Source organism: Escherichia sp. UTM R2 (assembly GCF_048593455.1).
GTDB classification, from domain to species: Bacteria; Pseudomonadota; Gammaproteobacteria; order Enterobacterales; family Enterobacteriaceae; genus Escherichia; species Escherichia coli.
In genome coordinates, this window is the sequence record NZ_JBFWDY010000002.1 from 1,149,419 (window position 1) to 1,167,885 (window position 18,467).

Below are 18,467 nucleotides of genomic sequence, written 5' to 3' on the forward strand. Positions count from 1 at the left end.
GGTGGAGAAAAGCATGAACGATGAAATGAAAGGTAAAAGCGGCAAGGTCAAAGTGATGTATGTCCGCAGTGATGATGATTCTGATAAACGTACCCACAACCCGCGTACCGGGAAAGGGGGCGGGCGTCCAGGAAAATCTCGTGCTGACGGTGGCCGTCGCCCCGCCCGCGATGACAAACAGAGTCAGCCCCGTGACCGCAAGTGGGAAGATTCGCCGTGGCGCACGGTTTCCCGCGCGCCGGGTGATGAGACGCCGGAAAAGGCCGATCACGGTGGCATCAGTGGTAAAAGTTTTATTGATCCGGAAGTGTTGCGTCGTCAGCGTGCGGAAGAAACCCGCGTCTACGGCGAAAATGCATGTCAGGCACTTTTCCAGAGCCGTCCGGAAGCGATTGTTCGCGCCTGGTTTATCCAGAGTGTAACGCCGCGTTTTAAAGAAGCTTTGCGCTGGATGGCAGCAAACCGCAAAGCGTACCATGTGGTGGATGAAGCGGAATTGACAAAAGCGTCAGGCACGGAACATCACGGCGGCGTTTGCTTCTTGATCAAAAAGCGTAACGGTACAACCGTGCAGCAGTGGGTAAGCCAGGCAGGCGCGCAGGATTGCGTTCTGGCACTGGAAAACGAATCTAACCCGCATAACCTGGGTGGCATGATGCGCAGCTGCGCGCACTTCGGCGTGAAAGGTGTCGTGGTGCAGGATGCGGCACTGCTGGAGTCGGGGGCGGCTATCCGTACCGCAGAAGGCGGCGCAGAGCACGTTCAGCCGATTACTGGCGACAACATTGTTAACGTGCTGGATGATTTCCGTCAGGCAGGTTACACCGTAGTGACCACTTCCAGCGAGCAGGGTAAACCGCTGTTCAAAACTAGTCTGCCAGCGAAAATGGTACTGGTGCTGGGTCAGGAATATGAAGGGTTACCGGATGCCGCACGCGATCCGAACGATCTGCGCGTGAAGATTGACGGTACGGGCAACGTTGCCGGGCTGAATATCTCTGTCGCAACCGGCGTTTTGCTTGGTGAATGGTGGCGTCAGAATAAAGCCTGATAAATCAGCCGGGTGGCAACTCTGCCATCCGGCATTTCCCCGCAAATTTACTCACTCTCTGCCGGTAATACTGGCATCCAGTCAATCGGCGTCTCGCCACGTTGTTCCAGCCACTGATTTGCCAGCACAAAATGGTTGCAGCCAAAGAATCCACGATGCGCCGAAAGCGGCGACGGATGCGGTGCTTTCAGTACATGATGGCGTTGCTTATCTATAATCGCCCCTTTCTTTTGCGCATGTGATCCCCACAACAAAAACACCACGCCTTCGCGGTGCTGGTTAATCAGGCTGATGACTTTATCAGTAAACGTCTCCCAACCGAGGCTGGCGTGGGAATGCGCCTGACCTGCGCGAACCGTCAACACAGTATTGAGCAGCAGAACGCCCTGACGCGCCCAGCTTTCGAGATAGCCATGATTAGGGCGGGTGAAGCCCGGAATAGTATTTTCCAGCTCTTTATACATATTCAATAATGACGGAGGAATGGCAATGCCGGGACGAACGGAAAATGCCAGACCATGCGCCTGTCCCGGTCCGTGATAAGGATCCTGGCCGAGAATCACCACTTTAACGTCACCCAACTCGGTAAAGCGGAACGCGTTAAAGACATCTTTTTGTGGTGGATAGATAGTGACGCCGGACTGCCGCTCGCTGGCGACGGTCTGAAGGGTATTAAGAAAATAAGGTTGTTGCTTCTCTTCAGCCAGCACGTCATGCCAGGTTAGTTCGTTAGCCATCTCGCTCTCCTGCGAATCTTCAATCCGCCTAGCTTAACTGCTTCTTTCTACAGAACAAAATCATGCTCATTTTTTAGACTTAAACGAGTGCAAAAAAATGTAAATTGGTAAAATTTCACACCCGCATAAGTTGATGTAAAACAATAAAATCCATTTACGACCACAATCGATGTGTGGTTTTTATTGATTTAAATCAAAGAATCAAGGGTGGTTGAGGAGTATATATACACTCAAGCAACAATGGTTTTACCAATTGGCCGCGACAGGCTGAACAAATCAAATAATTTTGCCGGGGAGGCATCACATGATTACAGGTATCCAGATTACTAAAGCCGCTAACGACGATCTGCTGAACTCTTTCTGGCTGCTGGACAGCGAAAAAGGCGAAGCACGTTGCATCGTTGCAAAAGCAGGTTATGCAGAAGATGAAGTGGTTGCAGTAAGCAAACTGGGTGACATTGAATACCGTGAAGTTCCAGTAGAAGTGAAACCAGAAGTTCGCGTTGAAGGTGGTCAACACCTGAACGTTAACGTTCTGCGTCGCGAAACTCTGGAAGATGCAGTTAAGCATCCGGAAAAATATCCGCAGCTGACCATCCGTGTATCCGGTTATGCAGTTCGCTTTAACTCTCTGACTCCGGAACAGCAGCGCGACGTTATCGCTCGTACCTTTACTGAAAGCCTGTAAGGCTTAAGTAGCAAGTTACTAAGCGGAAGAGGGCGACCTCTTCCGCTTTTTTTCGTTAATAGAAAATGCGTACCGCGCAATAGACCAGCAACAGGGCAAGCACGATATTTAACTGGCGACCATACTGGCGAAACAATCGCTGAAACAGATGCCCCGCCAGCGCCCAGCACACATTGCCAAACGTCCCAATCATCGCCAGCAAAACGCTGACGCCAACTACCCAGCTTAGCGCCTGTGTTTGCGGCAGAACAAACGTCGACAGTGCCGTAACACCGTACAAAATGATTTTGACGTTCACAAACTGCAAAGCAAAGCTGGCCCAAAAGCTGATTGGTTTTGCCTGAAGTCCGTCTTCCTTTGTTGGGCTGGTGGCGATTTTCCACGCCAGCCAGACAATATATGCCGCCCCCGCCCAACTCAAAAGGTGTACCGCTGCCGGGTCAATCACTGCCAGTGAAAATGAAATGCCCGCACACAGTAACATCACAATCAAAAATCCCAGACTCATCCCTGCCAGCACGCGGGTACTTTGACGAAATCCATGCGACGTAGCAGAGCTAAGGGCGAGAATATTGTTCGGTCCTGGCGTCATAGCGGTAATCAGGGTGTAAGTCCAAAAAGCACTTAAAAGGGTCGGTATCACTTGTTATCTCCTCTGTTTTGGTAGACAGTACCCGACACGGAACATTTAAAAAAATGAATGTTTTTATATTCTAGATTCGATATTTTCGATAGGTTTGGGGTTATGGATCTGCGCCGTTTTATTACGCTTAAAACCGTGGTGGAAGAGGGTTCCTTTTTGCGAGCTTCGCAAAAATTGTGCTGTACACAATCGACGGTGACTTTTCATATTCAGCAGCTTGAGCAGGAGTTTTCAGTCCAGTTATTTGAGAAAATTGGCCGACGGATGTGCCTTACCCGCGAAGGAAAAAAGTTGCTGCCGCACATTTATGAACTTACCCGAGTGATGGATACGCTTCGTGAGGCTGCCAAAAAGGAGTCAGATCCGGACGGGGAACTACGCGTTGTTTCGGGCGAAACGTTGCTCTCTTACCGAATGCCGCAGGTGTTGCAGCGTTTTCGGCAACGCGCACCAAAAGTGCGTTTATCGTTGCAGTCGCTGAACTGTTACGTGATCCGTGATGCGCTACTGAATGATGAGGCCGATGTCGGCGTCTTTTATCGCGTAGGGAATGATGATGCCCTGAACCGACGAGAGTTGGGTGAACAATCGCTGGTGCTGGTGGCTTCACCGCAAATTGCAGATGTCGATTTTACTGAGCCGGGAAGACATAACGCCTGTAGCTTTATTATCAACGAACCGCAATGTGTCTTTCGGCAGATCTTTGAAAGTACATTGCGCCAGCGGCGGAGCACGGTGGAAAACACCATTGAGCTGTTAAGCATTGAAAGTATCAAACGTTGTGTCGCGGCGAATATCGGTGTCAGTTACTTGCCCCGCTTTGCGGTGGAAAAAGAGCTTGAGAGCGGAGAATTAATTGAATTGCCTTTTGGCGAACAGTCGCAGACCATTACGGCCATGTGCGCACACCATGCTGGAAAAGCGGTTAGCCCGGCGATGCACACTTTTATTCAGTGTGTTGAAGAGAGTTTTGTGGCTGGATAAAAATAATGTCGGGATTAAACCCGGCATTTAACTTGTCGACAAAGTGCGCTTTATTCATGCCGGATGCGGCGTGAACGCCTTATCCGGCCTACAAGATCGTGCAAATTCAATATATTGCATGAGCCACGTAGGCCTGATAAGCGTAGCGCATCAGGCAGTTTTGCGTTTGCCAGCACTTTTAATACCAGGCTTAAACCTGGCATTGAGATTACTCTTCTGTCGTTTGCGGTGGCACGCCCGTTCCGCTTGGTTTACGGCGCTTACCAATATTTTTGGTGTCGCGATGGCGTTTTTTCACCCGCGGCTTCTCTTTCTCTTTAGCTTTTTTCTTCTCAGCACGTTTAGCCAGTACTTTCTTCGATGGCTTGCCGGTCTGCTTTTCGCTTGGCGCACGCGTTTTCGGGCGTAACTCATCAATAACGCGAGCTTTAATTGGCTCTTCAATATAGCGGCCTACTTTACCCAGCAGCAGATGGTCATGAGCTTCAACCAGCGAAATCGCTGTTCCCTTACGACCGGCGCGCGCGGTACGTCCGATACGGTGCAAATAAGTATCACCACTGCGCGGCATATCGAAGTTAAAGACGTGGCTGACGTCAGGAATGTCGATACCGCGCGCGGCAACATCGGTTGCAACCAGTACGTTTACGCGACCTTCGGTCAAACGCTTGATCGCTTCGTTACGCTTGCCTTGTACCATCTCACCTTCGAGATAGCAGTTGTTGATGCCCGCTTCGCGCAGCCAGTTTGCCAGCTCATGCACACGTTCACGCTTACGCACAAACACAATTGAGCGGGTCGCTTCCGGCTGTTTTAACAGATGCACCAGCAACGCGGTTTTATGCTCAAGATCATCGGCGCGGTAATACCACTGATGAATTTTTTTGCGCTCACGGGTGGACGGATTGGCAGAAACTTCCACCGGGTCTTCCAGCAGACGCTCGGCAAAGTCCTGAATCGCATCGCCTTCCAGCGTTGCCGAAAAGAGCAGGGTCTGTTTACGCCAGCGCGTTTCGCCAGCAATATGTTCGATATCCTGAGCGAAGCCCATATCCAGCATACGGTCTGCTTCGTCGAGGATCAGCGTTTCAACCGCGCGGCAATCGAAGTTCTCTTCTTTTATGTATTGCAGCAGACGCCCGGTCGTGGCGACCACGATGTCCTGGTTTTCGCTGAACACTTCCGCGTGGTTCATATAGGCTACGCCGCCGGTGATGGTGGCGATATCCAGATGCGTATGTTTCGCCAGTTCGCGGGCATGATCGGCCACCTGCATCGCCAGCTCGCGAGTTGGGGTGAGGATCAAAATACGCGGCGGACCGGATTTCTTACGCGGGAAATCGAGCAGGTGCTGCAACGCTGGCAGCAGATACGCCGCCGTTTTACCGGTGCCTGTCGGCGCAGAACCGAGTACATCACGGCCATCGAGCGCAGGCGGAATGGCGGCAGCCTGAATGGCGGTCGGGCGAGTGAAACCTTTATCCTGGAGGGCTTCCAGCAGGCTTTCGTCGAGTTCAAGTTCGGAAAAAGTCGTTACAGTCATGTTCTACCTCTGTGTGGGGCGCTGATTATAGACGTTACGGCTGCAATCTTCATCTGTTTGTATGGATATCGCTTCTCGGGTATTGTTCTCACCCGGTGCTATCGCCGTTTTTCCTGCAAGGTTTTATTTTCATGTCACAGTCTACATCCGTGCTTCGTCGTAATGGATTTACTTTTAAACAGTTTTTTGTTGCTCACGATCGCTGTGCGATGAAAGTGGGAACGGATGGTATTTTATTGGGCGCATGGGCACCGGTGGCTGGGGTAAAACGTTGCCTTGATATCGGCGCGGGTAGCGGGTTGCTGGCATTAATGCTGGCGCAGCGAACCGATGACAGCGTGATGATTGATGCAGTTGAACTGGAAAGTGAAGCTGCCGCGCAGGCGCAGGAAAATATCAACCAGTCCCCGTGGGCAGAGCGGATTAACGTCCATACGGCGGATATTCAGCAGTGGATCACACAGCAGACAGTACGCTTCGATTTAATCATCAGTAACCCACCTTACTATCAGCAGGGAGTAGAGTGCTCGACACCTCAACGGGAACAGGCTCGCTATACCACTACGCTTGATCACCCATCGTTGCTGACCTGTGCGGCGGAGTGCATTACCGAAGAGGGATTTTTCTGCGTAGTGCTGCCAGAGCAGATTGGTAATGGTTTTACGGAGCTGGCATTAAGCATGGGCTGGCATTTACGTTTGCGGACGGATGTGGCGGAAAACGAAGCGCGACTGCCGCATCGGGTGCTGCTGGCATTCTCCCCGCAGGCGGGAGAATGCTTTAGCGATCGCTTAGTCATTCGTGGGCCAGACCAGAACTATTCCGAAGCGTATACGGCGCTGACCCAGGCTTTTTATCTGTTTATGTAATGATTGCCGGGGGAAAGGATCGACGGACCGGAATGGGTGAGCAGTTCCGGATAATCCAGCGTGAAATGTAACCCCCGACTCTCTTTACGCATCATTGCACAGCGAACAATCAACTCGGCAACCTGTACCAGATTACGCAGCTCCAGCAAATTATTTGAGACGCGGAAATGGGCGTAATATTCGTCTATTTCTTGTTGGAGCATGGTTATCCGCCGCAGGGCGCGTTCCAGGCGCTTCGTTGTGCGCACAATGCCAACGTAATCCCACATAAACAGACGTAGCTCGTGCCAGTTATGCTGAATTACTACCCGTTCGTCAGGGTTCTCAACGCGGCTTTCATCCCACGGCGGTAACGTACTGATGTCGTGGGCATAAGGCATACGTCTGGTGATATCTTCCGCCGCCGACCAGCCATAGACCAGACACTCCAGCAATGAATTCGAGGCCATGCGGTTAGCGCCGTGTAAGCCGGTATAACTCACCTCGCCAATGGCATACAAGCCCTCGACGTCCGTACGCCCATGATCATCAACCATTACACCACCGCAGGTATAATGTGCAGCAGGCACAATCGGTACCGGTTCTTGTGTGAGATCAATCCCCAGCCCGAGCAGCTTTTCATAAATCATCGGGAAATGCTGGCGAATAAAATCGGCGGGCTTATGGCTGATATCAAGGAACATACAATCTGCGCCGAGGCGTTTCATTTCATGGTCAATGGCGCGGGCGACAATATCGCGCGGGGCCAGTTCGCCGCGCTCATCAAAATCGGGCATAAAACGCGTACCATCCGGGCGCTTGAGATAAGCGCCTTCGCCGCGCAGTGCTTCTGTTAACAGGAAATTGCGTGCCTGTGGGTGATATAGCGCGGTAGGGTGGAACTGATTAAATTCGAGATTGGCAACCCGGCAGCCTGCGCGCCACGCCATAGCAATGCCATCGCCAGAAGAAATATCCGGATTGGTGGTGTACTGATAAACCTTCGACGCACCGCCGGTTGCCAGCACCACCGCTTTTGCGTGGCAGGTTTCCACCGTTTCTTTATTACGGTTCCATACCCACGCGCCAACAACCCGTCGCGTGCCCGGCAGGCCAATTTTGTCAGAAACAATCAGATCAACCGCGTTGCTGCGCTCCAGCACGCGAATATTCGGATGGTTCAGCGCCTTGCTCACCAGCGTGGTTTCTACTTCTCTACCGGTGGCGTCGGCGGCATGAAGAATACGACGGTGACTATGTCCACCTTCACGGGTCAGATGGTAACTTTCTTCGCCATTCGGTTGAATGTGGGTATCAAACAACACCCCCTGGTCGATTAGCCATTGCACACAGGATCGTGCATTGCTGGCGACAAATTCAACTGCATGGCGATCGCAAATACCAGCCCCGGCAATCAATGTGTCTTCCACATGCGAGTCAATGCTGTCAGTTTCATCAAACACGGCGGCAATACCGCCCTGGGCATAAAATGTTGAACCTTCCGTTACCGGGCCTTTACTTAGAACGATGACCTGATGCTGGTCAGCCAGGCGTAGCGCCAGTGAAAGTCCGGCTGCGCCGCTACCGATAATCAACACGTCACATGAATGTTCAGGGAGAGTATTCATTTTCTTTGTTTAATTTACTAAACATGGTTTGGTCAGCATAGCATCATGTTGTGCGGATAAACACCTGCTATTTTAATATTTGTTACAGTTGCTAAACACGCTGACGCAGGGCGGCGAGAAAAAGAGAAGTTACTGGCTGGTGGAGGATTAGGTGGTGAAATAAAAAGGCCGTTGGGTTACTCTTCAGGCAGTTAAATGGGCATTTCTACACAGATAATGCGATGTTCAGATTCTGTAGACTTATAATGATAGATAATGATCCGTCTACAGCATGACAAACAAAAACAGATGCGTTACGGAACTTTACAAAAACGAGACACTCTAACCCTTTGCTTGCTCAAATTGCAGCTAATGGAGTGGCGTTTCGATAGCGCGTGGAAATTTGGTTTGGGGAGACTTTACCTCGGATGAGCGAGCAGTTAACGGACCAGGTCCTGGTTGAACGGGTCCAGAAGGGAGATCAGAAAGCCTTTAACTTACTGGTAGTGCGCTATCAGCATAAAGTGGCGAGTCTGGTTTCCCGCTATGTGCCGTCGGGTGATGTTCCCGATGTGGTACAAGAAGCTTTTATTAAAGCCTATCGTGCGCTGGATTCGTTCCGGGGAGATAGCGCTTTTTATACATGGCTGTATCGGATTGCTGTAAATACAGCGAAAAATTACCTGGTTGCTCAGGGGCGTCGTCCACCTTCCAGTGATGTGGATGCCATTGAAGCTGAAAACTTCGAAAGTGGCGGCGCGTTGAAAGAAATTTCGAACCCTGAGAACTTAATGTTGTCAGAAGAACTGAGACAGATAGTTTTCCGAACTATTGAGTCCCTCCCGGAAGATTTACGCATGGCAATAACCTTGCGGGAGCTGGATGGCCTGAGCTATGAAGAGATAGCCGCTATCATGGATTGTCCGGTAGGTACAGTGCGTTCACGTATCTTCCGAGCGAGGGAAGCTATTGATAACAAAGTTCAACCGCTTATCAGGCGTTGACGATAGCGGGATACTGGATAAGGGTATTAGGCATGCAGAAAGAACAACTTTCCGCTTTAATGGATGGCGAAACGCTGGATAGTGAGCTGCTTAACGAACTGGCTCATAATCCAGAAATGCAGAAAACCTGGGAAAGCTATCACTTAATCCGTGACTCAATGCGGGGTGATACTCCCGAGGTGCTCCATTTCGATATCTCTTCACGCGTGATGGCCGCCATTGAAGAAGAGCCAGTACGTCAACCGGCGACATTGATCCCGGAAGCCCAGCCTGCGCCGCATCAATGGCAGAAAATGCCATTCTGGCAGAAAGTACGTCCGTGGGCGGCACAGCTTACCCAAATGGGCGTAGCCGCATGCGTATCGCTTGCAGTTATCGTTGGCGTCCAGCACTATAATGGACAATCTGAAACGTCCCAGCAGCCCGAAACGCCGGTATTTAATACACTGCCGATGATGGGTAAAGCCAGCCCGGTTAGCCTGGGAGTACCTTCTGAAGCGACCGCAAACAATGGTCAACAGCAGCAGGTACAGGAGCAGCGTCGTCGCATTAATGCAATGTTGCAGGATTACGAACTGCAACGCCGACTCCACTCTGAACAGCTTCAGTTTGAGCAGGCGCAAACCCAGCAAGCCGCTGTACAGGTGCCAGGAATTCAAACTTTAGGAACGCAATCGCAGTAATGAAGCAACTTTGGTTTGCCATGTCATTAGTGACAGGTAGCCTGTTATTCTCTGCTAACGCCTCGGCCACTCCCGCGTCCGGGGCGTTACTACAGCAGATGAACCTGGCCAGTCAGTCACTGAATTACGAGCTGTCATTCATCAGCATCAATAAACAGGGTGTTGAGTCTCTGCGTTATCGACATGCACGCCTCGATAACCGTCCTCTTGCACAATTGTTGCAAATGGATGGCCCGCGCCGGGAAGTGGTACAGCGCGGCAATGAAATCAGCTATTTTGAACCGGGACTTGAACCGTTCACGCTTAATGGCGATTACATTGTTGATTCTCTGCCATCGCTCATCTATACCGATTTCAAACGCCTTTCTCCTTACTACGACTTCATCTCCGTCGGGCGCACGCGTATTGCTGATCGTCTTTGCGAAGTCATTCGCGTGGTTGCCCGAGATGGTACACGCTACAGCTACATCGTGTGGATGGACACTGAATCGAAATTACCGATGAGGGTTGATCTCCTTGATCGCGATGGTGAAACGCTGGAACAATTTCGCGTGATTGCTTTTAACGTCAATCAGGATATCAGCAGCAGTATGCAGACGTTGGCGAAGGCAAATTTGCCGCCGTTGCTTTCTGTTCCTGTAGGTGAAAAAGCTAAATTCAGCTGGACGCCAACCTGGTTGCCACAGGGTTTTAGCGAAGTTTCCAGTAGTCGACGTCCGCTACCGACGATGGACAACATGCCTATCGAATCACGTCTCTATTCCGACGGATTATTCAGCTTCTCGGTAAACGTTAACCGCGCTACGCCATCGAGCACCGATCAGATGTTGCGCACCGGACGCAGAACCGTCAGTACAAGCGTACGTGATAACGCCGAAATCACCATTGTCGGTGAACTGCCGCCGCAAACGGCGAAACGCATTGCCGAGAATATTAAGTTCGGGGCAGCGCAATGATCAAAGAGTGGGCTACCGTCGTCTCCTGGCAAAACGGGCAGGCGCTGGTCAGTTGTGATGTTAAAGCCTCATGCAGCAGCTGCGCTTCACGCGCCGGTTGCGGTAGCCGCGTGTTGAATAAACTTGGCCCGCAAACCACGCATACCATTGTCGTACCCTGTGATGAGCCGTTAGTGCCGGGGCAAAAAGTGGAATTGGGGATCGCCGAAGGCAGCCTGCTTAGCTCCGCATTACTGGTTTATATGTCGCCGCTGGTGGGATTATTCCTCATCGCTTCGCTATTTCAGCTACTCTTTGCTTCTGACGTCGCAGCATTATGTGGTGCGGTCCTCGGCGGTATTGGCGGGTTCCTGATTGCGCGTGGCTACTCGCGTAAGTTTGCTGCCCGGGCAGAATGGCAACCGATCATCTTAAGCGTGGCATTGCCGCCTGGCCTTGTGCGATTTGAAACATCTTCGGAAGACGCGAGCCAGTGATTTCACTGGCTTTGTTGCATTTTGCATAACAAATGCGAGGACGTTTCCAGATACCACAATCCATACGGTATGAACATTTCCTCGCCTCAATGTTGTAGTGTAGAATGCGGCGTTTCTATTAATACAGACGTTAAGCTCAGAACAGCGACTTCTAAAAGCCTGGTTAACCGGGCATTAAGGCACAATAATCATACTTTATGAAGAATATACGTAACTTTTCGATCATAGCTCACATTGACCACGGTAAATCGACGCTGTCTGACCGTATTATCCAGATCTGCGGTGGCCTGTCTGACCGTGAAATGGAGGCGCAGGTTCTCGATTCCATGGATCTTGAGCGTGAGCGTGGCATTACCATCAAAGCGCAAAGCGTGACGCTGGACTACAAAGCGTCTGACGGCGAAACCTATCAGCTTAACTTTATCGACACCCCGGGCCACGTAGACTTCTCCTATGAAGTTTCCCGTTCGCTGGCTGCCTGTGAAGGTGCATTGCTGGTGGTCGACGCCGGGCAGGGCGTGGAAGCGCAAACCCTGGCAAACTGTTACACCGCCATGGAAATGGATCTCGAAGTGGTGCCGGTACTGAACAAGATTGACCTGCCGGCAGCCGATCCTGAACGCGTGGCGGAAGAAATTGAAGATATCGTAGGCATCGACGCCACTGACGCGGTGCGCTGTTCAGCGAAAACCGGTGTTGGCGTGCAGGACGTTCTCGAACGTCTGGTGCGCGACATTCCGCCGCCGGAAGGCGATCCGGAAGGCCCGTTGCAGGCACTAATTATCGACTCATGGTTCGACAACTACCTGGGCGTTGTTTCACTTATCCGTATTAAAAACGGCACCCTGCGTAAGGGCGACAAAGTGAAAGTCATGAGTACCGGGCAGACCTATAACGCCGACCGTCTGGGCATCTTCACGCCGAAACAGGTTGACCGCACTGAACTGAAATGTGGCGAAGTAGGCTGGCTCGTATGTGCGATTAAAGATATCCACGGCGCTCCAGTCGGCGATACCTTAACGCTGGCGCGTAATCCGGCAGAAAAGGCGCTGCCTGGCTTTAAGAAAGTCAAACCGCAGGTATACGCCGGTCTGTTCCCGGTAAGTTCCGACGACTATGAAGCCTTCCGTGACGCGCTGGGTAAACTCAGCCTGAACGATGCCTCACTGTTCTATGAGCCGGAAAGCTCCAGCGCGCTGGGCTTTGGTTTCCGCTGCGGCTTCCTCGGCCTGCTGCACATGGAGATCATCCAGGAACGTCTGGAACGTGAATACGATCTGGATCTGATCACCACTGCGCCGACCGTAGTGTATGAAGTTGAAACCACGTCAAGAGAAGTTATCTACGTCGACAGCCCATCCAAGCTGCCTGCGGTAAATAACATCTACGAACTGCGCGAGCCGATTGCAGAGTGTCACATGCTGCTGCCGCAGGCATATCTCGGCAACGTTATTACGTTGTGCGTAGAAAAACGCGGCGTGCAGACCAATATGGTTTACCACGGTAATCAGGTGGCGCTGACGTACGAGATCCCGATGGCGGAAGTGGTGCTCGACTTCTTCGATCGCCTGAAATCTACCTCGCGTGGTTATGCGTCTCTGGATTACAACTTCAAGCGCTTCCAGGCGTCCGACATGGTACGTGTAGACGTATTAATCAACGGTGAACGTGTTGATGCGCTGGCGTTGATCACCCACCGTGATAATTCGCAAAACCGCGGTCGCGAGTTGGTGGAGAAGATGAAAGATCTGATCCCACGCCAGCAGTTTGATATCGCCATTCAGGCAGCGATTGGTACGCACATCATTGCGCGATCCACCGTGAAACAGCTGCGTAAAAACGTACTGGCTAAATGTTATGGCGGCGATATCAGCCGTAAGAAAAAGCTGCTGCAGAAGCAGAAAGAAGGTAAGAAACGCATGAAGCAGATCGGTAACGTCGAGCTGCCGCAGGAAGCGTTCCTCGCCATTCTGCACGTCGGCAAAGACAACAAATAACCCTTAGGAGTTGGCATGGCGAATATGTTTGCCCTGATTCTGGTGATTGCCACACTGGTGACGGGCATTTTATGGTGCGTGGATAAATTCTTTTTCGCACCTAAACGGCGGGAACGTCAGGCAGCGGCGCAGGCGGCTGCCGGGGACTCACTGGATAAAGCAACGTTGAAAAAGGTTGCGCCGAAGCCTGGCTGGCTGGAAACCGGTGCTTCTGTTTTTCCGGTACTGGCTATCGTATTGATTGTGCGTTCGTTTATTTATGAACCGTTCCAGATCCCGTCAGGTTCGATGATGCCGACTCTGTTAATTGGTGATTTTATTCTGGTAGAGAAGTTTGCTTATGGCATTAAAGATCCTATCTACCAGAAAACGCTGATCGAAACCGGTCATCCGAAACGCGGCGATATCGTGGTCTTTAAATATCCGGAAGATCCAAAGCTTGATTACATCAAGCGCGCGGTGGGTTTACCGGGCGATAAAGTCACTTACGATCCGGTCTCAAAAGAGCTGACGATTCAACCGGGATGCAGTTCCGGCCAGGCGTGTGAAAACGCGCTGCCGGTCACCTACTCAAACGTGGAACCGAGCGATTTCGTTCAGACCTTCTCACGCCGTAATGGTGGGGAAGCGACCAGCGGATTCTTTGAAGTGCCGAAAAACGAAACCAAAGAAAATGGAATTCGTCTTTCCGAGCGTAAAGAGACACTGGGTGATGTGACGCACCGCATTCTGACAGTGCCGATTGCGCAGGATCAGGTGGGGATGTATTACCAGCAGCCAGGGCAACAACTGGCAACCTGGATTGTTCCTCCGGGACAATACTTCATGATGGGCGACAACCGCGACAACAGCGCGGACAGCCGTTACTGGGGCTTTGTGCCGGAAGCGAATCTGGTCGGTCGGGCAACGGCTATCTGGATGAGCTTCGATAAGCAAGAAGGCGAATGGCCGACTGGTCTGCGCTTAAGTCGCATTGGCGGCATCCATTAATAGCCATCTTCGTTCACGTTGTCGCCGTTATGGCGACAACGTGAATTATTTATGAGATAAATCTCCCGTGGCTAACGACATCCCCCGTCGTTGTGTATAGAATATTCCCCCGAAGTTTAAGGTTGGCACCTCCAGGTTGCCACGGCACACGAAACAGCGTTGGTCCCCATATACCGCTAAACTGAAACTGCAGCGAAGCAGTTAGCAGAACCATGTATATCAGGTCTGTTTCGTGTGCTGAATTGTTGACGCATTTATTTATTGGTATCGCATGAACCCCATCGTAATTAATCGGCTTCAACGGAAGCTGGGCTACACTTTTAATCATCAGGAACTGTTGCAGCAGGCATTAACTCATCGTAGTGCCAGCAGTAAACATAACGAGCGTTTAGAATTTTTAGGCGACTCTATTCTGAGCTACGTTATCGCCAATGCGCTTTATCACCGTTTCCCTCGTGTGGATGAAGGCGATATGAGCCGGATGCGCGCCACGCTGGTCCGTGGCAATACGCTGGCGGAACTGGCGCGCGAATTTGAGTTAGGCGAGTGCTTACGTTTAGGGCCAGGTGAACTTAAAAGCGGTGGATTTCGTCGTGAGTCAATTCTCGCCGACACCGTCGAAGCATTAATTGGTGGCGTATTCCTCGACAGTGATATTCAAACCGTCGAGAAATTAATCCTCAACTGGTATCAAACTCGTTTGGACGAAATTAGCCCAGGCGATAAACAAAAAGATCCGAAAACGCGCTTGCAAGAATATTTGCAGGGTCGCCATCTGCCGCTGCCGACTTATCTGGTAGTCCAGGTACGTGGCGAAGCGCACGATCAGGAATTTACTATCCACTGCCAGGTCAGCGGCCTGAGTGAACCGGTGGTTGGCACAGGTTCAAGCCGTCGTAAGGCTGAGCAGGCTGCCGCCGAACAGGCGTTGAAAAAACTGGAGCTGGAATGAGCATCGATAAAAGTTACTGCGGATTTATTGCCATCGTCGGACGTCCGAACGTTGGCAAATCCACATTGTTGAACAAACTGCTGGGGCAGAAAATCTCCATCACTTCCCGCAAGGCGCAGACAACTCGTCACCGCATTGTGGGGATCCATACTGAAGGCGCGTATCAGGCGATCTACGTCGATACACCGGGCCTGCATATGGAAGAAAAACGCGCCATTAACCGCCTGATGAACAAAGCGGCGAGCAGCTCTATTGGCGATGTTGAGCTGGTGATTTTTGTCGTTGAAGGCACCCGCTGGACGCCGGACGACGAAATGGTGCTCAACAAACTGCGCGAAGGCAAAGCGCCGGTAATCCTCGCGGTGAACAAAGTGGACAACGTGCAGGAGAAAGCCGATCTGCTGCCGCACCTGCAGTTCCTGGCAAGCCAGATGAACTTCCTCGATATCGTGCCAATCTCTGCCGAAACCGGGCTGAATGTTGACACTATTGCGGCAATCGTGCGTAAGCATCTACCTGAAGCGACTCATCACTTCCCGGAAGATTACATCACCGATCGCTCACAGCGTTTTATGGCGTCTGAAATCATCCGCGAAAAACTGATGCGTTTCCTCGGCGCTGAACTGCCGTACTCCGTGACCGTGGAGATCGAACGTTTCGTCTCTAACGAACGCGGTGGTTATGACATCAACGGTTTGATTCTCGTTGAGCGTGAAGGGCAGAAGAAGATGGTCATTGGCAACAAAGGGGCCAAGATCAAAACCATCGGGATTGAAGCGCGTAAAGACATGCAGGAAATGTTCGAAGCGCCTGTTCACCTTGAACTGTGGGTAAAAGTGAAATCCGGTTGGGCCGACGACGAACGCGCACTGCGCAGTCTCGGTTACGTTGACGATCTTTAAGAGTAACTCCGATGGAAGGCTGGCAGCGCGCATTTGTCCTGCATAGTCGCCCGTGGAGCGAAACCAGCCTGATGCTGGACGTCTTCACGGAGGAATCGGGTCGCGTGCGTCTGGTTGCCAAAGGCGCACGCTCTAAACGCTCTACCCTGAAAGGTGCATTACAGCCTTTCACCCCTCTCTTGCTACGTTTCGGCGGGCGTGGCGAAGTCAAAACGTTGCGCAGTGCTGAAGCTGTCTCATTGGCGCTGCCATTAAGCGGTATCACGCTTTACAGCGGTCTGTACATCAACGAACTTCTCTCCCGCGTACTGGAATACGAGACGCGCTTCTCTGAACTCTTTTTCGATTACTTGCACTGCATTCAGTCTCTTGCAGGTGCCACTGGTACGCCAGAACCCGCGCTGCGCCGCTTTGAACTGGCACTGCTCGGGCATCTGGGCTATGGCGTCAATTTTACCCATTGCGCGGGTAGCGGCGAGCCGGTAGATGACACCATGACGTATCGTTATCGCGAAGAAAAAGGGTTTATCGCAAGCGTCGTTATCGACAATAAAACGTTCACCGGAAGGCAGTTAAAAGCGTTAAACGCGCGGGAATTTCCTGACGCAGACACACTACGCGCCGCGAAACGCTTTACCCGCATGGCGCTTAAGCCGTATCTTGGCGGTAAACCATTAAAGAGCAGGGAACTGTTCCGGCAGTTTATGCCTAAGCGAACGGTGAAAACACATTATGAATGATGAGGATTGTCATGGCTGAATTACTGTTAGGCGTCAACATTGACCATATTGCAACGCTGCGTAACGCACGCGGTACTGCTTACCCGGATCCGGTGCAGGCGGCGTTTATTGCCGAGCAGGCGGGAGCGGACGGCATTACCGTGCATTTACGTGAAGATCGCCGTCACATTACTGACCGCGACGTGCGCATCCTGCGTCAGACGCTGGATACCCGTATGAATCTGGAGATGGCAGTGACCGAAGAGATGCTGGCGATCGCCGTTGAGACGAAGCCACATTTTTGCTGCCTGGTACCGGAAAAGCGTCAGGAAGTAACAACCGAAGGCGGCCTGGACGTTGCAGGGCAGCGTGAAAAAATGCGCGATGCCTGCAAACGTCTGGCAGATGCCGGGATCCAGGTTTCTCTCTTTATCGACGCCGATGAAGAGCAGATCAAAGCTGCGGCAGAGGTTGGCGCACCGTTTATCGAGATCCACACCGGTTGCTATGCTGATGCCAAAACTGACGCCGAACAGGCGCAAGAGCTGGCGCGTATCGCCAAAGCCGCGACCTTTGCCGCTAGTCTCGGTCTGAAAGTTAACGCTGGTCACGGTCTGACCTATCACAACGTGAAAGCTATTGCCGCCATCCCTGAGATGCATGAACTGAATATCGGTCATGCCATTATTGGTCGTGCAGTGATGACCGGACTGAAAGATGCGGTGGCAGAAATGAAGCGTCTGATGCTGGAAGCGCGTGGCTAATGGCAATATTAGGTTTAGGCACGGATATCGTAGAGATCGCTCGCATAGAAGCAGTGATCGCCCGATCCGGTGAACGCCTGGCACGCCGCGTATTAAGCGATAACGAATGGGCAATCTGGAAAACGCACCACCAGCCGGTGCGTTTTCTGGCGAAGCGTTTTGCTGTGAAAGAAGCCGCAGCAAAAGCGTTTGGCACCGGGATCCGCAATGGTCTGGCGTTTAATCAATTTGAAGTATTCAATGATGAGCTCGGCAAACCACGGCTACGGCTATGGGGTGAGGCATTAAAACTGGCGGAAAAGCTGGGCGTTGCAAATATGCATGTGACGCTGGCCGATGAGCGCCACTATGCTTGCGCCACGGTAATTATTGAAAGTTAAAAATAATACCGTTCTCTTTAAAAAGTAAAACCCCCGAACTGGTAAGGAACGGGGGTTTTACTTTTTAACTTTAATTTTGTGCAGCATGCACCCTCAACAACAGCGATTATGGATCAGTGTACTTATCTTTTACAAGCAACTTGCAATCTTTAGCATAAAAACTCGAGCCTTTACGAAGAAAGCAATATTGATGGAAAGATTAACGTGACCGCCAATTCGTAAGTACATTAAAATTGGCTTCGTTATTGAAGATTTTGCTGTGCTTTACACCATGCCACAGAATTCCCCCATTGAAACGAGTGGTGTCGTCAAAGCTCTGGTGTGGAGTGCAGCATGCACCCTCAATAACTCGCACGTTCAGTTTTGGGGAGATGTAAGGGCTAATCTGAATGGCTGCATTCCTTGTTTAAGGAAAAACGAATGACTGATTGCCGATACCTGATTAAACGGGTCATCAAAATCATCATTGCTGTTTTACAGCTGATCCTTCTGTTCTTATAACACAAGGAAACGTACTTAAGGTGCGTCCGGTGAACCAGTCGG

General features: G+C 51.4%; 21 protein-coding genes. 17 read left to right on the forward strand and 4 right to left on the reverse strand.

Features of this window, described 5'->3' with window-relative positions:
- Positions 1-13 precede the first annotated feature (13 nt).
- Positions 14-1,051: a tRNA/rRNA methyltransferase gene (locus AB4H76_RS06430; RefSeq protein WP_000997403.1), complete on the forward strand. Its 1,038-nt coding sequence runs from the start codon at positions 14-16 to the stop codon at positions 1,049-1,051.
- A gap of 47 nt (positions 1,052-1,098) precedes the next feature.
- Here the strand turns inward: AB4H76_RS06430 and ung are convergent, their stop codons facing one another.
- Complete coding sequence (gene ung, locus AB4H76_RS06435; RefSeq protein WP_001262716.1) at positions 1,099-1,788, reverse strand: uracil-DNA glycosylase; 690 nt, start codon at positions 1,786-1,788, stop codon at positions 1,099-1,101.
- A 304-nt stretch (positions 1,789-2,092) separates the two neighbouring features.
- On the opposite strand from ung, the gene grcA reads away from it, so the two are divergent.
- Positions 2,093-2,476, forward strand: a complete 384-nt coding sequence (gene grcA, locus AB4H76_RS06440; protein WP_000627807.1) for an autonomous glycyl radical cofactor GrcA — start codon at positions 2,093-2,095, stop codon at positions 2,474-2,476.
- 55 nt (positions 2,477-2,531) lie between these two features.
- Here the strand turns inward: grcA and eamB are convergent, their stop codons facing one another.
- Entirely contained in the window at positions 2,532-3,119 is a 588-nt protein-coding gene (eamB, locus tag AB4H76_RS06445) for a cysteine/O-acetylserine transporter (protein WP_074579435.1), read from the reverse strand.
- Between the two features lie 102 nt (positions 3,120-3,221).
- Here eamB and AB4H76_RS06450 point away from each other — a divergent pair, with 102 nt between their 5' ends.
- Positions 3,222-4,103, forward strand: coding sequence for a LysR family transcriptional regulator (locus AB4H76_RS06450; RefSeq protein WP_001351830.1), 882 nt, complete (start codon positions 3,222-3,224; stop codon positions 4,101-4,103).
- A 208-nt stretch (positions 4,104-4,311) separates the two neighbouring features.
- On the opposite strand, the gene srmB is transcribed toward AB4H76_RS06450, so the two are convergent.
- Entirely contained in the window at positions 4,312-5,646 is a 1,335-nt protein-coding gene (gene srmB, locus AB4H76_RS06455; protein WP_000219193.1) for an ATP-dependent RNA helicase SrmB, read from the reverse strand.
- Positions 5,647-5,777: 131 nt separating this feature from the next.
- Between srmB and trmN the strand changes: the two genes are divergently transcribed.
- A complete protein-coding gene (gene trmN, locus AB4H76_RS06460) occupies positions 5,778-6,515 on the forward strand; it encodes a tRNA(1)(Val) (adenine(37)-N(6))-methyltransferase TrmN (protein WP_001295363.1) in 738 nt (245 codons plus the stop codon).
- On the opposite strand, the gene nadB is transcribed toward trmN, so the two are convergent.
- Positions 6,500-8,122 (reverse strand): L-aspartate oxidase, encoded by a 1,623-nt coding sequence (gene nadB, locus AB4H76_RS06465; RefSeq protein ID WP_001094491.1) that lies wholly within the window; start codon positions 8,120-8,122, stop codon positions 6,500-6,502. The genes trmN and nadB overlap by 16 nt on opposite strands.
- A 255-nt stretch (positions 8,123-8,377) precedes the next feature.
- On the opposite strand from nadB, the gene rseD reads away from it, so the two are divergent.
- The 13 genes from rseD (at position 8,378) to shoB (ending at position 18,425) form a co-directional block, all read left to right on the forward strand.
- A complete protein-coding gene (rseD, locus tag AB4H76_RS06470; protein ID WP_001303621.1) occupies positions 8,378-8,533 on the forward strand; it encodes a rpoE leader peptide RseD in 156 nt (51 codons plus the stop codon).
- On the forward strand, positions 8,530-9,105 hold the full coding sequence (gene rpoE, locus AB4H76_RS06475; RefSeq protein WP_001295364.1) for an RNA polymerase sigma factor RpoE: 576 nt from the start codon (positions 8,530-8,532) through the stop codon (positions 9,103-9,105). The genes rseD and rpoE overlap by 4 nt, the downstream gene beginning before the upstream one ends.
- A gap of 32 nt (positions 9,106-9,137) precedes the next feature.
- The gene (rseA, locus tag AB4H76_RS06480) at positions 9,138-9,788 is read left to right on the forward strand and encodes an anti-sigma-E factor RseA (protein WP_001168459.1); all 651 of its coding nucleotides are present in this window, start codon (positions 9,138-9,140) and stop codon (positions 9,786-9,788) included.
- The gene (rseB, locus tag AB4H76_RS06485; RefSeq protein ID WP_000812053.1) at positions 9,788-10,744 is read left to right on the forward strand and encodes a sigma-E factor regulatory protein RseB; all 957 of its coding nucleotides are present in this window, start codon (positions 9,788-9,790) and stop codon (positions 10,742-10,744) included. Before rseA ends, rseB begins: the two co-directional genes overlap by 1 nt.
- Positions 10,741-11,220, forward strand: a complete 480-nt coding sequence (rseC, locus tag AB4H76_RS06490; protein WP_000589070.1) for a SoxR-reducing system protein RseC — start codon at positions 10,741-10,743, stop codon at positions 11,218-11,220. The genes rseB and rseC overlap by 4 nt, the downstream gene beginning before the upstream one ends.
- Before the next feature lie 197 nt (positions 11,221-11,417).
- A complete protein-coding gene (lepA, locus tag AB4H76_RS06495) occupies positions 11,418-13,217 on the forward strand; it encodes a translation elongation factor 4 (RefSeq protein ID WP_000790168.1) in 1,800 nt (599 codons plus the stop codon).
- Between the two features lie 15 nt (positions 13,218-13,232).
- The gene (gene lepB, locus AB4H76_RS06500; protein WP_000002541.1) at positions 13,233-14,207 is read left to right on the forward strand and encodes a signal peptidase I; all 975 of its coding nucleotides are present in this window, start codon (positions 13,233-13,235) and stop codon (positions 14,205-14,207) included.
- 271 nt (positions 14,208-14,478) lie between these two features.
- Positions 14,479-15,159 carry a ribonuclease III gene (gene rnc / locus AB4H76_RS06505; protein ID WP_001068343.1) on the forward strand — a complete coding sequence of 227 codons (681 nt, stop codon included), beginning with the start codon at positions 14,479-14,481 and terminating at the stop codon, positions 15,157-15,159.
- Entirely contained in the window at positions 15,156-16,061 is a 906-nt protein-coding gene (gene era, locus AB4H76_RS06510) for a GTPase Era (RefSeq protein ID WP_000020749.1), read from the forward strand. The genes rnc and era overlap by 4 nt, the downstream gene beginning before the upstream one ends.
- Positions 16,062-16,072: 11 nt before the next feature.
- Complete coding sequence (gene recO / locus AB4H76_RS06515) at positions 16,073-16,801, forward strand: DNA repair protein RecO (protein WP_000399393.1); 729 nt, start codon at positions 16,073-16,075, stop codon at positions 16,799-16,801.
- Between the two features lie 11 nt (positions 16,802-16,812).
- Positions 16,813-17,544: a pyridoxine 5'-phosphate synthase gene (gene pdxJ / locus AB4H76_RS06520; protein ID WP_001295365.1), complete on the forward strand. Its 732-nt coding sequence runs from the start codon at positions 16,813-16,815 to the stop codon at positions 17,542-17,544.
- Entirely contained in the window at positions 17,544-17,924 is a 381-nt protein-coding gene (acpS, locus tag AB4H76_RS06525) for a holo-ACP synthase (protein ID WP_053900796.1), read from the forward strand. Before pdxJ ends, acpS begins: the two co-directional genes overlap by 1 nt.
- 420 nt (positions 17,925-18,344) lie before the next feature.
- Positions 18,345-18,425, forward strand: coding sequence for a type I toxin-antitoxin system toxin ShoB (gene shoB, locus AB4H76_RS06530; protein ID WP_000128776.1), 81 nt, complete (start codon positions 18,345-18,347; stop codon positions 18,423-18,425).
- The last annotated feature ends 42 nt before the right edge of the window (positions 18,426-18,467 follow it).